This is a genomic window from Streptomyces sp. BJ20 (assembly GCF_022869105.1).
In the GTDB taxonomy this organism is placed as follows: Bacteria; Actinomycetota; Actinomycetes; order Streptomycetales; family Streptomycetaceae; genus Streptomyces; species Streptomyces griseoincarnatus.
The window spans coordinates 76,087-90,558 of record NZ_CP094918.1 but is presented as its reverse complement, the minus strand read 5'-3'; the positions used below and the strand labels follow the sequence as shown (position 1 = coordinate 90,558).

The following is a 14,472-nucleotide window of genomic DNA, read 5'->3' as shown; positions in this document are numbered from 1 at the left end:
CGCGATGATCACCTGCCCGGAGAACCGGTTCAAACTGGCAACCACAACTGCAACTGACGTCAGCCTAGCACGGAGAAGCCTTTCGGCAAGCAAGGAAAATCACTGGAATAAACCCGGACGGCAGGTTTAGCGAAAGGAATTTCTCGCGGTCGGGGCGGAAATCCTGCGCCGGCCGGGACAGGTTTTCACCGGTGTCCCTGAACCGAGTCGGCACCCTGCCGACGGAGCTCCTCGTTCGTCCGTTCGGCCCGCTCGAGCTGATCCTCCAGGCTCACGATGCGGCACGCGGCGTCGACCGGGGTGCCCTGGTCGACCAGCTCCCGCGCGCGGGCGGCGAGGCGCAGCTGGTGGCGGGAGTAGCGGCGGTGGCCGCCGTCCGAGCGGGTCGGGGTGACCAGCCGCGCCTCACCGAGGGCGCGGAGGAACGCGGGTGTGGCTCCGACCAGTTCGGCGGCCCTGCCCATGGTGTAGGCCGGGAAGTGGTCGTCGTCGAGCCGGTCGGCGACGGGCGGCCGGTCCTGGTCCGGCTGCCGGCCGTCGGCGTACGGCTGACTTTCCGAGGGCATACGCACCTTTCCGCGGACCACAGCGTCACGGTCCGCCACGGGGACAGGTTCCCCACCGACAAACTCTAGTCGCCTCGGCGGAGAATCTGTCGTGGCGCGTACAGATGTCCTCGGCTACGTCTCGCCGTCCGCCACGGCCCCGCCGGTTGACCCGTCCGTGGGTCCGGCCCGGTGGGGTCCCATCTCCCCGAGCACCTGACCCAGTTCCTCCTCGTCGAGCGGCCGCCCGGGCAGCGGGCGGGGCTCATGCGCGGGGCCGCGCAGTCCTTCGAGGAACAGGGCGAGGGGGCGTCGCCAGGCGTCGGGGCCGGCGGCGACGGCCAGCGGCGGCACGGCGCGGCCCAGTGCCGCCAGGGTGAAGAGAAGGTCCTCGGTGGTGACGTCGGCGCGCACGCTGCCCTGCGCGCGGGCGCGCTCCAGCAGCACGTCGACGGTCTCGCGGTGGTGCGCGTGCACCGCGCCGAGCGTCTCGACGTCCGGCAGACGGGTGGTCATCAGGTCGTTGGTGCCGCGATCGGCCGCAAGGGTGGCGAACACGGCGTCGAGATAACCCGCAAGACCGGCCCACGCGTCGGGCGCGCGGCGCGCGCGCTCACCGGCCTCCATGGTCCCCGTGAGCTGGTCGCGGAACACGGCGTCCACGAGCGTGGCCCGGGTGGGGAAATGGCGGTAGAGCGTCGCGTTGCCCACCCCGGCGCGCCGCGCGATCACGTCCAGCGGCGCCTCGAGCCCTTGCTCGGCGAACACGGCGTGCGCCGCCTCCACCAGCCGCTCCCGATTCCGCCGCGCGTCCCGCCGCAGCCGGGGCGGTGCGGGCATCTCGGGTCCTTCACCGACGGTCATGGGTCCCTCCGTACGAACCGGGGAGCGCTCCCCGGGCGGATGCTATCGTCCCGAATGAAAACGGGGAGCACTCCCCGCTTAAGGCCTCGCCGCTCACCGAGAGGACACACCGTGTGCGCCGAAGGACCCGCGCCCCTGGAGTGGGCGCCGACGCCCTTCCCCTTCGACCGGCTCGCGGCCCTGCGCGCCGAGGGCCCGGTGCACCGGGTGCGCGTCCCCGGCAGCGGGGACGCCTGGCTGGTGGTGACCCGGGACGCCGTGCGCGCCGCGCTCGCCGACCCCCGGCTGCGCAACGACATCCGGCACTCGGCCGGCTGGGAGACCGACGGCGGGCACGCGGTGGGCCGCAACATGCTGCAGAGCGACCCGCCGAACCACGCCCGGCTGCGACGGCTGGTCGCGGGCCACTTCGCCCCGGGCCGGGTGGCAGCGCTGCGCCCACATGTCGAGGCCGTGGCCCGCGACCTGCTGGACCGGATGCCGGAGGCGGGCCGCGCCGATCTGGTGGGCGGGTACGCGCTGCCGCTGCCGGTCACCGTGATCTGCGACCTGCTCGGCGTGCCCGCGGACGACCGCGAGGACTTCCACACCTGGTCGAACGAACTGGTCGTGCCCACCGGAGCGGAGGCCGCCGCCTCCTCGGCCGCCGCGCTCACCGGCTACCTGACCGACCTGATCGCCCGGAAGGCCCGCACCCCCGACGGCACCCTGCTCGCCGACCTGGCCGCCGCGGACGCGTCCGGCGGACTCTCGCCCGAGGAGCTGCTCGGCATGGCGTTCCTGCTGCTGGTCGCCGGGCACGAGACGACCGTCAACCTGATCTCCGCGACCGTCCTCAGCCTGCTCACCCACCCGGACCAGCTCGCCCTGCTGCGCGCCCGCCCGGAGCTGGCCGGCGCGGCGGTCGAGGAGTCGCTGCGGCTCGACTCGCCGGTGCACGCGGGCGCGTTCCGGTTCGCGGCGGAGCCGCTGGAGCTGGCCGGCACCCGCGTGGCCGCCGGGGACGCCGTGCTGGTCTCCCTGGCCGCGGCCTCCCGTGACCCGCTCGCCTTCCCCGACCCGGACCGCTTCGACGTCACCCGGCGCCCCCGGGGACACCTGGGTTTCGGACACGGCGTCCACCACTGCCTCGGCGCCCCGCTCGCCCGTGCGGAGGCCACCGTCGCCTTGCGCCTCTTGCTTGAACGGCACCCCGCTCTCGCCCTCGACGCCGCCCCCGAGGCTCTCACCTGGCGCGCCGGCACGCTGCTGCGCGGGCTCACCGAACTCCCGGTGCGCCTCGGCTGACCCGGTGCCCTTCGGGGCCTCCCGGAGCCGACCCTGAGGGATCCCCCATCCGACCCTGAGATGTGTCAGAAATCTTTGACAGGTGTCTCCGGCCCCTGTCAGCCTTTTCTGACAGGTACGAGGGAAAGGGGGCCTGATGCCCGAGGTCCCGCCGCCGGCGCCCACAGGTGACGCACTGCTGAAGATCCTGACCGCGCTCGGCAACCCGCACCGGATGCGGATCGTGGCGGCGCTCGTGGAGAACCGCACGTACGTCAGCGCGCTGGCGCGCGAGATCGGCATCAGCCGGCCGCTGCTGCACATGCACCTGCAGCGGCTGGAGGCCGCGGGCCTCGTCACCGGCACGCTCGAAGCCGCGGACGACGGCAAGACGGTGAAGTACTACGACGTCACGCCGTTCGTCTGTGAACTCACCCCGCACACCGTCGCCCGCGCGGCCGCGACGCTCACCGACGACGGCGCGGGCACCGCCGACCGCGGCGCGGGCCGCTCGGACCGAGGCGCGAAAGAGGAAGCGAAGTGAACGACGAACTGGTGACGCAGGCCGCCGGCGCCGAGGAGCTCGGCGTGCTGGTCGGGGCCGTCGGCGCGGCCGGGTTCTTCAGCCTGATGATCGTGATCGTCTGGCAGGTGGCGGCCACCTGGCGCGCCCGCATGCTGGCCGCGCGCGAGGAGCAGTACAAGGAACTCGCCACGCGGTACGCGCAACTCCTCGAGGACACCGTGGAGTTGCAGCACCGCACCGCCGAGGACCAGCGCCGGCTGCTGGAGGACCTGGCACAGACCCGGCTCGCCGTCGGGTCGATGGAGAAGATGATGCGCGAGATCGAATGACCCGGTCCGCGGGTGCGCGCAGGTGTACGGCCGGGAGCGGCAACTCCCGGCCGTACGGAGGAAGCACACGCCCCGGACACACCCCGACCCGAGCACCACGGCAGGTCGTCACACCCTGAGCGCCGTGGTGCGGGATCCGTGCGCCCCGCGCCGGCCGTCACCGGCCGGCGGTGCGCCTCACCCCTAGGAGAGTACTCATGCGCGCCCTGTTGCAGCGCATCGCGCGTGCGCCCGGCGGGCGCCGCGGGAAGTGGGCCGTGCTCGCGGCCTGGCTGATCGTCGCCGTCGCCCTCGGCCCGCTGGCCGGGAAGCTCGGCGACGTGGAGGACACCAGCCCCAACGCCTTTCTTCCGCACGGCGCCGAGTCCGCCCGCGTCAACACGGAACTGGAGAAGTTCCGTACGGACACGGTCATGCCCGTGGTCGTGGTGTACACCGGCGCGGGCGCCCGGGAGGCGGCGGACGCCGACCGCTCCGCCCTCGACCGGTTCACCGCCGAGGGGCAGCGGATCACCGGCCCGGCGCCGTCGGACGACGGCGAGGCGCTGATGACCGTGGTCCCGCTGGACGCGGAGGAGGAGGTCACCGACACCGTCGACGCCCTGCGCGACATCGCGGGGGCCGACGCCCCGCCCGGCACGGACGTCGAGGTCGGCGGCCCCGCCGCCTCCCTCACCGACAGCGTCGCGGTGTTCGACAGCCTCGACGCGACCCTGATGATCGCCACCGGACTCGTCGTGACCGCCCTGCTGCTGATCACGTACCGCAGCCCGGTGCTGTGGCTGTTCCCGCTGCTGTCGGTCGGCTTCGCCGCCCTGCTCACCCAGGCGTCCACCTATCTGCTCGCCAGGCACGCCTCGCTGCCCGTGGACCCGCAGAGCGCGGGTGTGCTGATGGTGCTGGTCTTCGGCGTCGGCACCGACTACGCGCTGCTGCTCATCGCCCGCTACCGCGAGGAGCTGCACCGGCACGAGGACCGGCACCGGGCGATGCGTATCGCCCTCACCCGCTCAGGACCGGCCGTGCTCGCCTCGGCCGGAACCATCGCCGTGGGCCTCGCCTGCCTCGCGCTGGCCGACATCAGCTCCTCGCGTTCGCTGGGCCTGGTCGGCGCGGTCGGCGTGGTCTGCGCGTTCCTCGCCATGGTCACGGTGCTGCCCGCGCTGCTGGTGCTCGCCGGGCGCTGGGTGTTCTGGCCGTTCGTCCCCCGCTTCGGCACGCCCGCGCGCAAGGAGCACACGGTGTGGTCCCGGATCGGCGCCCTGGTGGCGCGGCGTCCGCGCTGGTCGTGGCTGATGTCGGTGGCGGTCACCGGGGCGCTCGCGCTGTCCGCGGCCGGGATCTCCCTGGGACTCACCCAGTCGGAGATGTTCCAGGACAAGCCCGAGTCCGTCGTCGCGCAGGAGCGGCTGTCGGAGCACTTCCCCTCCGGTGCCTCCGACCCCGCGCAGATCGTCACCCGCACCGCCGACGCGGGCGAGGTGCGGACCGCCGCGGACGGCGTCGACGGGGTGGCCCGGGTCGAGCCGGGCGGCGACCGCACGCCCGACGGCTCCCTCACCCTGCTGTCGGTGGTGCTGGAGGACGCCCCGGACAGCGACGCCGCCAAGGACACCGTCGACGCGCTGCGCACCGCCGTGCACGCGGTGGCCGGCGCGGACGCCCTGGTCGGCGGGACCACCGCGGAGAGCCTGGACACCGCGCGCGCCGCGGACCGGGACCTGACCACCGTGGTGCCCGTGGTGCTGCTGGTCGTCCTCGCCGTGCTGATCGGACTGCTGCGGGCGCTGGTCGCTCCGGTGCTGCTGCTGGCCACCGTGGTGGTGTCGTACCTGGCGGCGCTCGGCGCGTCCAACCTGCTCTTCGAGCACGTCCTCGGCCACGCGGGCGTGGACTGGTCGATCCCGCTGATGGGCTTCGTGTTCCTGGTGGCCCTGGGCATCGACTACAACATTTTCCTCATGCACCGGGTGCGGGAGGAGACCGCGCGGCTCGGCGTCGTCCGCGGTGTCCTGGAGGGCCTGACCAGCACGGGAGGGGTGATCACCTCGGCCGGTGTGGTGCTGGCGGCCACCTTCGCGGTGTTCGCCGGGCTGCCGCTGGTGACGATGGCGCAGATGGGGGTGCTGGTGGGGATCGGCGTCCTGCTGGACACGTTCCTCGTGCGCACGGTCATGGTGCCGGCGCTGGCGCTGGACCTCGGCCGGCGGTTCTGGTGGCCGGGGAGGCTGTTCCGGGACGCGCCGCGGCTTGACGGTGACGCCGGTTCCGGCCGGGCGGCGGAGGCGCGGGAGCAGGTCGCCGGGAGGACGTCGGTGTAGCGGCGAGACGGAGACGGGAAGGCCGGGGCCGGGCCCCGAGCTGCACACGTGGGGACGCGACGGCCCGTCCCGGCCTTCCCTCTGGCCGCAGCCTGCCACCCGGTGCGGGGCGCCGCCTTCCGGCAGAGCCGAATGGGGGCTGCACCCCAATTCAGACATCTAGGGCGCTTTATCACATTTCCTGGTCCATACTCGGAAACATGAACACGGCAACGCTTGTACAGCTGGCCGCCAGCGACCACCAGTGGGCCGTGGCAGCGGCCTTCATCGGCGGCATCTTCGTGGCAGGTGCCCTGGTCTGGGCCGTCCGCGCGGGAATGCGGTACATGGACCAGGAGTCACCGCGTCCCCAGCCCGACGAACAGCCGAGGCTGCCGGACGGCGGCGCGGTGCGCGAGATGCGGGAGATGCGTGAGCCCGACGAGATACCCCTCACGCCCCGCACCGGCTCCCGGCTCATGCCGTACGAGCTGCACCATGCCAGTACCAGGACGGGGAAGGACCAGCAGAGGAAGCGGTGGCTGCCGGGGTCCAGCGGGGCGTTCGGCAGTGGTGGGCCCGGGCACGTCTGACCTCCCGGTCGGGCGGGTGGGATCAACGGCGGTTCCCCAAGGCGCCTCCGGAAGGGGCGCGGGGAACTGCGCGACATGAGAGTCGGACGCGGCACGCTGTCAGCGGGCCGGGACCGGAGACGCCTCCGCGGAAGACGGCCCGACGCTGATCTGGATCTGCTCACTCGACGCGGACACGCCGTTCATCGTCGCCGTGGCCTGGAGCCGGTTGGCCCCGGCGGGCAGATCGCGGCCGGGAGCGCAGCTCCACGCCCCGTCGGCCCCCGCCGTGTCCACGCACACCTCGTTCCCGTCCTGGTCGGACACCGTCACCTGCGCCCCCGGGTACGCCGTGCCCGACGTCGTCGGGCGGTACCCCAACGGCACCCCCGACTCGGGCCGGGACAGCACCGGCGACGGCAGCCCCACGGTCACCTGGCACCCGCCGCTCGCCCGCTCGACGCCCTCCGCGTCCGCGAGCCGCAGCACGCATCCGTCGAGCCGGGCCCCCGGCACGGCGTCGGCGGGCACCGCCAGCACGAAGGGGAAGGTCCCGGTCTGCCACGGGCTCTCCACCGACGTGGCCGTGTACGCGGCGGTACGGCCGTCGGCGGCCACCTCACCCCGGTAGCCGGCGGCGGCGAGCGGGACGCCGGTGGCCTTGGCCCCGCTCGGGGCGGTCAGCGTCAGGCTGGAGCCGAATCCGAGGGCGGGCCCGGACAGCCCCGACGCCTCGACGATGCCGTCCCGTCCGGGCGGAATCGTCACGGAACCCCAGAGCACCCGCTCGCGCGGCGGCGGGGCGGCCCCGTCGACTGCGGACGCGGGCCCGGCCGCCGCCCACCCGCCCGCGAGAATCCCGGCCGCCGTCAACGCGGCGGCCGCTGCCTTGCTGGACCTGTTCATCGTGGACGGGCTCCCTGTACGCCGGACGTCGGACACACCTGCGACCGACTGTGGCGGCCCCCCTCACCGCCCGCCCGCCCACGACCCCCGTCCGGGTGGCGACCGCCCCCGCCACGACGGCGAGTCCTCGGGGCCACGGTCCCCGGCGCACGAGTCGTCCGACCGCCACCGGACGTGAGACCCGAGAGGGTGGCGGCACCGGCAAAGGGGCCGCCATCCGTCACCGCGCCGGAGACGCACCGGCACCGCCGGCGCCGTCGCCTCAGCGCGTCAGCCAAGCCGTCGTGTCCGGGGGGAGGTGGCCGCCGGAGAGCGGGGCGCTGGTGAGGGCGACCTCGCCCGCCGGGAGGGGGACCGGCTCGGTGGACAGGTTCGTCACGCAGCGCCAGCCGTCCCCGCGGTCGAACAGGAGGACACCCTCCGGCGTCCCCTCCACCCAGCCCAGCGTCTCGCCGTCGATCAGCTTGCGACGCAGACGCAGGGCCGTGCGGTACAGCTCCAGGGTGGAGCCCTCCACCCCGTCCTGCGCCTCCACGGCGTACGCGGCGAAGGACGGCGGCTGCGGCAGCCACGCGCCGTTCGCGCCGAAGCCGTACGACGGGCCGGTCGTGGTCCACGGCAGCGGGACGCGGCAGCCGTCACGGCCCTTGCGGACGTGGCCGGTCTGCTCCCAGATGGGGTCCTGGAGGACCTCCGCGGGCAGATCGGCGACCTCGGGAAGGCCCAGCTCCTCGCCCTGGTAGACGTACGCCGAGCCGGGCAGCGCCAGCATCAGCAGGGTGGCGGCGCGGGCCCGCCGCAGTCCGGCCTCCGGGTCGACGGCGGGGGCGTTGCCGCCGGACAGCAGCCAGGCGTTGGTGTCCGTGCCCGGCGGCAGCATCAGCCGGGAGGCGTGCCGGACCACGTCGTGGTTGGACAGCACCCAGGTCGCGGAGGCGCCGGCCGCCTGCGCGGTCGCCAGCGAGTCGGTGATGACCTGGCGCAGTTCGTCCGCGTCCCACGCGGCTTCGAGGTACTCGAAGTTGAAGGCCTGGCCCAGCTCGTCCGGGCGGGCGTACAGGGCGCGCCGCGCGCCGGGCACCCACGCCTCCGCCACGGCCGTACGCGGCGGGGTGTACGTGTCGAAGATCTTCCGCCAGTCGCGGTAGATCTCGTGCACCTCGTCGCGGTCGTAGAACGGGTGCGTGCCGGGTGCGAAGTCGACGAGGGCCGCCTCGCCGCCCGCCGCGTGGTCGCCGAGGTCGCGCAGCGGCTCCTCGAGGTCCTTGGTGAGGGCGTGGGCCACGTCGACGCGGAAGCCGTCCACACCCCGGTCGGACCAGAAGCGCAGGGTGGTGCGGAAGTCCTCGCGGACGTCCGGGTGGTCCCAGTTCAGGTCGGGCTGTTCGGCGGCGAACAGATGCAGGTACCACTGCCCGTCCGGCACCCGCTGCCACGCGCTGCCGCCGAACACGGACTGCCAGTCGGTGGGCGGCAGCTCGCCGCTCCCGCCGCGGCCGTCGCGGAAGACGTAGCGGTCGCGGGCCGGGGAGCCGGGCCCGGCGCGCAGCGCCTCCTGGAACCAGACGTGCTGGTGGGAGGTGTGGTTGGGGACGATGTCGACGATCACCTTCAGACCGAGCCGGTGCGCCTCGCGGACCAGCGCGTCGAAGTCGTCGAGGGTGCCCAGGCGCGGGTCGACGCCGCGCGGATCGGCGACGTCGTAGCCGCCGTCGGCCAGCTCGGACGGGTAGAACGGGCTGAGCCACAGGGCGTCGACGCCCAGCGCGGACAGATGCGTGAGGCGTCGCGTGATGCCGCGCAGGTCGCCCAGGCCGTCGCCGTCGGCGTCGGCGAAGCTGCGGGGGTAGATCTGGTAGACGACGGCCTGCCGCCACCAGTCGGGGTCGCGGGAGGAGAGGTCGGGCGTGGCGTCGGGGGCGGGGTGCGGCGGCCGGGGGTCTGGCGAGGTGGGGCGGTCGGTCACGCGGGGTCTCCTCTGGGTGTGCGGGTACCGGCGGAGAAACTGACCAGAACACCGTAAAAGCGAACGCACCGGTAACCGGGTGCCATTCCCCCCGGTGTGGCGGACCGCACGCCCGCCGGGCCCGCTCGGATCGAACTGACGTGCAACTAGGGAGTGAGGTGTTCGACCGTCGTCAGGTAGAGCTTCACGTAGCGCTGCACGTCCACGTCCAGGCCGACGTCGACCAGGGTCTGCTCGCGGGTGCCCTCGTGCAGCTCCGACTCCCCGGCACGGGGGCGGCGGTCGACGATCGTCTGGCCGCGCGCCGGGCCGGGCGCCAGGGACACCTCGACCGGGAGGCGGTGCGTGGTCAGCCCCTCCGGGTCGGCGACCGCGCACAGCGCGCCCGCGTCACCGAGGCCGCCGGAGTCCTCGCCGGGGTCGTCGGGACGGCTGTCCGGGTGGGCCGGGCGGTGGGCGAGCAGGTCGCCGGCCAGCCGGGCGCCCGGTTCGTCGCTCGCGCGCAGCCGCCGCACGTCGTCGCCGGGGACGACGACCCGGGTGAACACGTCCAGCCCGTACATGGTGATCGGCACACCCGCGGTGAGCGTGATCGCGGCGGCCTCCGGGTCGTGCCACACGTTGAACTCGGCCACCGGCGTGGCGTTCCCGGCGCCCGCCGCGCCGCCCATGAACACGATCCGCTCGATGTTGCGGGTCACCTCGGGGTGGGTCCGCAGCAGCAGGGCGATGTTGGTGAGCGGCGCGGTCGGCACGAGGGTGACCGGGCGGGGCGAGGCGAGGATCTCGCGGCGCAGCAGCGTCACCGCGTCCGCGTCCACCGGGGTGCGGCGCGGGGCGGGCAGCGCCAGGTCGCCCATGCCGTCGTGGCCGTGGACATGACGGGCGGAGCGCGGCGCCTCGATCAGCGGACGCTCGGCGCCCCGCGCCACCGGCACGTCCGCCGCGCCCGCCCGCTCCAGCACGGTCAGCGTGTTGCGTACGACGCCGTCCACGTCCGTGTTCCCGGCGACGCAGGTGACGGCCCGCAGGTCGATCCCGGGGTGCCGTACGGCGAACAGCAGGGCCAGGGCGTCGTCCACGCCGGTGTCGCAGTCGATGATCACCGGGACCTGCTGCCGGCCGTTGGGCACGACGGACTCCTTCTTCGGGCGAGGTCTGCCCGTCGACCTTACGCGGGCTCCCAGAGCGCGGTCCCGCGAGCGCGCACCCGCCCCTCCACGCGTCGCAGGAATTCCGCCACCGGCAGCACGCCGGGCCGCCGTCCGTCCCGCAGCCGCACGGCGAGCAGGCCGTCCGCGGCCTCCCGCGCGCCCAGCACCGCCTGGTACGGCACCAGCCGCGCCCGGCGGATCCGGGCGCCGAGACTGCCCTCGGCCAGGCCGCTCACCTCGGCCCGCAGCCCGAGCGCGGCCGCCTCCCGCACGACGGCGTGAGCGTGTTCCTCCTGCTCCTCGCCCACCGGCAGCACCACCAACTGCAGCGGGGCGAGCCACGGCGGGAAGGCGCCGCCGTGCTCCTCCAGCAGATGCGCGACGGCCCGCTCCACGCTGCCGATGACACTGCGGTGCACCATGACCGGCCGGTGCCGGGCGCCGTCCGGGCCGATGTAGCGCAGGCCGAAGCGCTCCGGCTGGTGGAAGTCGATCTGCACGGTGGACAGGGTGGACTCACGGCCCGCCGGGTCGGTGATCTGCACGTCGATCTTCGGTCCGTAGAAGGCGGCCTCGCCCTCGACGGCCTCGTACGCCGCACCGGACGCGTCCAGCACCTCACGCAGCAGCGCGGTGGCCCGCCGCCACAGGGCCGGGTCGGCGACGTACTTCCCGCCGCCGCCCGGCAGCGACAGCCGGTGCCGTGAGGCGCGGATGCCCAGGTCGGCGTAGGCACGGGAGATGAGAGCGAGCGCCCCGGCGGCCTCCTCGACGGCCTGGTCCGGGGTGCAGAAGATGTGCGCGTCGTTCAGCTGGATGGCCCGCACCCGGGTCAGACCGCCGAGCACGCCCGACCGCTCCGAGCGGTACATGCCGCCCAGCTCGGCCATCCGGTACGGCAGGTCGCGGTGGCTGCGGGTGCGGGAGCGGAAGATCAGGGCGTGGTGCGGGCACAGGCTGGGACGCAGCAGCATCTGCTCCCCGCCCACGTCCATCGGCGGGTACATGTCGTCGCGGTAGTGGTCCCAGTGCCCGGAGAGCTCGTACAGCTCGCGTTTGCCGAGCACGGGCGAGTACACGTGCCGGTAGCCGGCAGCTCGTTCCGCCTCACGGACGTACTCCTCCAGGGTGTGCCGTACGACGGCGCCGTCGGGGAGCCAGTAGGGAAGGCCCGCGCCCATCAGCGGGTCGGTGTCGAACAGGCCGAGTTCACGGCCGAGGCGTCGGTGGTCGAGGTCGCGCACGGCGTCCTCCTCGGGATCGGGAGGCGAGCACCACGCGCGGCGAAGCCCCGGGGCACTCGCCCCGGGGCTTCGCCAGTGGTCAGCTGTCAGCGCGCCGGGACGGTCTCCGGCGTCGTCGTGCGGGACACATGGGCGCGCTGCATGACGCGGAGGGTAGCAACGGGCGACGGGCGGGCGCACGCGGTTTTCGCGGCGGCGGCGACAGGCGTGCGGACCGCTCACCCGGACGGCTCGCCGCGCTGGTGGGAGGCCCCTGCCGGTGGTGCCGTAGGAGCACGTCCACCACGACCGCCACATCCGCCCGTGGACGGCCGGCCCCCAGGAGGCATCCCGATGACCCGTGCCCCGGCCCGCGCCCGCACCTTCGTCGCCTCCGCCCTGTCGGTCACCGTCCTGCTGATCACGGCAGCCTGCGTGGCCTACGAGCGGGAGGTGCCGCGGGCTCTGCCCCAGGGGGTGTCCGAACCGCCCGCCGCGACGACACCCTCCCCGTCGGCCACGGCGTCGCCCTCCGCGGTGACCGGGCGGTCCACGCCCGTGCTGAACGACGAACAGCTGGAAGCGGCGCTGATCACCGAGGCGGACCTGGGCCCGCCGTGGGCCGCCGCCCAGGGGCCCGCGCTGTGGCGGGACGGCACGCTGAAGGCGACCGCGGACGACGGTGACTGCCGGCGGCTGCTGGAGGTCCTCTACACGGAGGAGCCGTTCGGCGTGCCGGCCGGGCCGCGTGCCTCGGTCACCCTCGACGACACCGCCGAGGGCACCCAGCTGCGCGAGCAGATCGGCGCGCACGGGCCGGAGGACGTGGAGCGCGCGCTGGAGTGGCTGCGCACGCTGCCCGAGAGGTGCGAGCGGTTCCGGGCGAAGACGGCCCGCTCCGGCGCGCAGGACGTCGAGGTGACGGAGCTGCCGCTGCCGGACACCGCCGGCGACGCCCGCGCCGCGCTGCGGGTGACACTGACCGGCGGCGGGCCGGACGGCGCACCGGCCCGGCTCACCGTGGACCTCGCGGCGATCCGTGTCGGCGAGGACGCGATCGTCCTCACCAACGGCGGGTTCGGCGAGGTGCGGGCGGAGGTCACCCAGGCGATGGCCCAGCTCGGCGCGGACCGGCTCGCGGAGGTCGCGCGACAGGGGCGGCTGCGGGTCTGAGCGCCGGTGCGGGGGCGGCACCGTCGGGCCGACGGTGCCGCCATGGCCGGGGACGTCGCCCCAGCCACCCCGACTCACGCGCGGCACGCGTGCCGGCCGTGGGGTGGGCCCGTGGGGCCGTCCCCCTCCGCCCCGGCACGCGCCCTCCGCCCGGCCTACGGCACGGCGAAGGCAACGACGACCGCCGTCCGCCACCGCCGGGGGCCATGGGACGGGCCCGTGCAACCCGTGCACCCGCCCCCACCACCCGCAGCACGCGCCCTCCGCCCGGCCTACGGCACGGCGAACGCGGCGGCAGATGGTCCCGGCGCCGCCGGACCCGCCGCGCTCAGCTCATCGCGTCGACGGCCTGCTTGGCCTCCACCAGGCCCGCGCCGGTGGCCTCGCGGTACAGCTTGATCGCCTGCACCTGCTTGCCGTCCCGCACCAGGGTGAGGATCTCGTCCTTCCTCGGCACCTCCTCCTCCAGGCCCAGGTGCCGCATGACCGCGTCGAGTTTGCGCTCCACCCGGGCGACGCGGCGGTCGGAGCGGGTCAGCTGGGTCTGGATCGAGGCGACACCGAGGACCACGACACACGTGCAGAAGAGGATGGCTATGTCCATGGCCCCAAAGCCTAGGCCGCCCACGGCACTTGATCACCGGGCCGGGCGGGTCAAGGCGTGTCGAAACGGCGCCGGCGGGCGACCACGTCGAGGGCCGCCTCCAGCACGGTCAGGCCGTGCGCGAAGGCGTCGCCGCGCAGCCGGGCCAGGGCCTCGTCGGCGCCCACGCCCAGCTGGGCCATGATCATGCCGACCGCCTGGTGCACCCGGTCGTGGTCGGCGGCCAGCCCGCTGAGCCAGCCGTCGCCGGCGTCCCGCGCGTCGTACGGCAGGTCGGTCAGCGCGACCGTCATCACGCCGGCCACCAGCAGGGCCACGTGCAGCTGGTGCGCGGTGAGGCTGCCGGGGGAGGCGCGGTAGAGGTCGAGGGTGCCGACGCAGACGGCCGTGGAGCCGAGGGGCAGCGCGTACACGGCGCGCACGCCGGAGCCCAGGGCCTGTTGCGTGAACACAGGCCAGCGGTCGGCGCAGGAGCCGTCCTCCAGGTCGCGGGCGAGGACGGGCGCGCCGGTGCGCAGCACATGGTGGCAGGGGCCGTCTCCGAGGGTGGCCTGGAGCTGCGCGAGCCGCGCGGCGCGACCGCCGGACGCGGCGATCTGGAGGGGCATGCTGTCCCCGCGCAGCGACGCGGAGGCGCCGTCCACGGGCAGCAGGTCCACGGCCACCGCGCACAGCCGTCCGGGCGCCTCGGCGGGCCCGGCCCCGCGCAGCCCCGCCGCGATGGCCCCGACCGCCCGCTCGTACTCCGCGCCACCCCGTCCACCCCCCGGGCCGTCCCCGGGCCGCACGCCAACCACATCCCCTCACCAGCAGAAACGCGGACCGACTACCCGAGGTGGGGCACCCGAAACCGGCGGCACGCCGGGCCGGGACCGCTGTCCGGGGACGCGGGGCGTGCGCGAGGCGTGCGCGAGGCGTGGGGATACGGGCGGGGCTCCCGGGACGCCCCGCACGGGCGCGCGAGCACGCCGGGGTTGCGGCCGGGCAGGCCGCGAGCACACCGGGGTTGCGGCCGGGCAGGCCGCGAGCACACCGGGGTTGCGG

At 74.6% G+C, this 14,472-nt stretch carries 14 protein-coding genes; 6 read left to right on the top strand and 8 right to left on the bottom strand.

The annotated features are described in order from the left end of the window. Positions 1–185: 185 nt before the first annotated feature. Together MTR79_RS00395 and MTR79_RS00390 are read right to left on the bottom strand one after the other, a co-directional pair. Positions 186–566, bottom strand: coding sequence for a MerR family transcriptional regulator (locus MTR79_RS00395; protein WP_086703844.1), 381 nt, complete (start codon positions 564–566; stop codon positions 186–188). Positions 567–680: 114 nt separating this feature from the next. Continuing rightward, positions 681–1,409 (bottom strand): TetR/AcrR family transcriptional regulator, encoded by a 729-nt coding sequence (locus MTR79_RS00390; RefSeq protein ID WP_244788669.1) that lies wholly within the window; start codon positions 1,407–1,409, stop codon positions 681–683. A 111-nt stretch (positions 1,410–1,520) separates the two neighbouring features. Between MTR79_RS00390 and MTR79_RS00385 the strand changes: the two genes are divergently transcribed. The 5 genes from MTR79_RS00385 to MTR79_RS00365 all read left to right on the top strand — a co-directional run bounded on the left by MTR79_RS00385 (position 1,521) and on the right by MTR79_RS00365 (position 6,423). After that, the gene (locus MTR79_RS00385) at positions 1,521–2,696 is read left to right on the top strand and encodes a cytochrome P450 (RefSeq protein ID WP_244788667.1); all 1,176 of its coding nucleotides are present in this window, start codon (positions 1,521–1,523) and stop codon (positions 2,694–2,696) included. Positions 2,697–2,832: 136 nt separating this feature from the next. After that, positions 2,833–3,219: a winged helix-turn-helix domain-containing protein gene (locus tag MTR79_RS00380; protein ID WP_086703845.1), complete on the top strand. Its 387-nt coding sequence runs from the start codon at positions 2,833–2,835 to the stop codon at positions 3,217–3,219. Continuing rightward, positions 3,216–3,530: a hypothetical protein gene (locus MTR79_RS00375; protein ID WP_048457113.1), complete on the top strand. Its 315-nt coding sequence runs from the start codon at positions 3,216–3,218 to the stop codon at positions 3,528–3,530. Before MTR79_RS00380 ends, MTR79_RS00375 begins: the two co-directional genes overlap by 4 nt. A gap of 197 nt (positions 3,531–3,727) precedes the next feature. Then, a complete protein-coding gene (locus tag MTR79_RS00370; RefSeq protein WP_244788665.1) occupies positions 3,728–5,851 on the top strand; it encodes an MMPL family transporter in 2,124 nt (707 codons plus the stop codon). Between the two features lie 200 nt (positions 5,852–6,051). Then, complete coding sequence (locus MTR79_RS00365; protein ID WP_048457115.1) at positions 6,052–6,423, top strand: DUF6479 family protein; 372 nt, start codon at positions 6,052–6,054, stop codon at positions 6,421–6,423. A 99-nt stretch (positions 6,424–6,522) separates the two neighbouring features. On the opposite strand, the gene MTR79_RS00360 is transcribed toward MTR79_RS00365, so the two are convergent. The 4 genes from MTR79_RS00360 to thrS form a co-directional block, all read right to left on the bottom strand. Next, a complete protein-coding gene (locus tag MTR79_RS00360; protein WP_189363799.1) occupies positions 6,523–7,308 on the bottom strand; it encodes a carboxypeptidase regulatory-like domain-containing protein in 786 nt (261 codons plus the stop codon). Between the two features lie 262 nt (positions 7,309–7,570). Next, positions 7,571–9,274, bottom strand: a complete 1,704-nt coding sequence (locus tag MTR79_RS00355) for a glycoside hydrolase family 13 protein (protein ID WP_189363798.1) — start codon at positions 9,272–9,274, stop codon at positions 7,571–7,573. A gap of 146 nt (positions 9,275–9,420) precedes the next feature. Continuing rightward, the gene (locus tag MTR79_RS00350; RefSeq protein ID WP_244788663.1) at positions 9,421–10,407 is read right to left on the bottom strand and encodes a nucleoside hydrolase; all 987 of its coding nucleotides are present in this window, start codon (positions 10,405–10,407) and stop codon (positions 9,421–9,423) included. 38 nt (positions 10,408–10,445) lie between these two features. Continuing rightward, entirely contained in the window at positions 10,446–11,672 is a 1,227-nt protein-coding gene (gene thrS, locus MTR79_RS00345; RefSeq protein ID WP_122214376.1) for a threonine--tRNA ligase, read from the bottom strand. Between the two features lie 333 nt (positions 11,673–12,005). Between thrS and MTR79_RS00340 the strand changes: the two genes are divergently transcribed. Beyond that, complete coding sequence (locus MTR79_RS00340; protein WP_244788661.1) at positions 12,006–12,824, top strand: hypothetical protein; 819 nt, start codon at positions 12,006–12,008, stop codon at positions 12,822–12,824. A gap of 328 nt (positions 12,825–13,152) precedes the next feature. Here the strand turns inward: MTR79_RS00340 and MTR79_RS00335 are convergent, their stop codons facing one another. Both MTR79_RS00335 and MTR79_RS00330 read right to left on the bottom strand, forming a co-directional pair. Then, a complete protein-coding gene (locus MTR79_RS00335) occupies positions 13,153–13,428 on the bottom strand; it encodes a ribosomal protein L7/L12 (protein WP_086705456.1) in 276 nt (91 codons plus the stop codon). Between the two features lie 50 nt (positions 13,429–13,478). Continuing rightward, entirely contained in the window at positions 13,479–14,225 is a 747-nt protein-coding gene (locus tag MTR79_RS00330) for a GAF and ANTAR domain-containing protein (RefSeq protein ID WP_189363794.1), read from the bottom strand. Positions 14,226–14,472 lie beyond the last annotated feature (247 nt).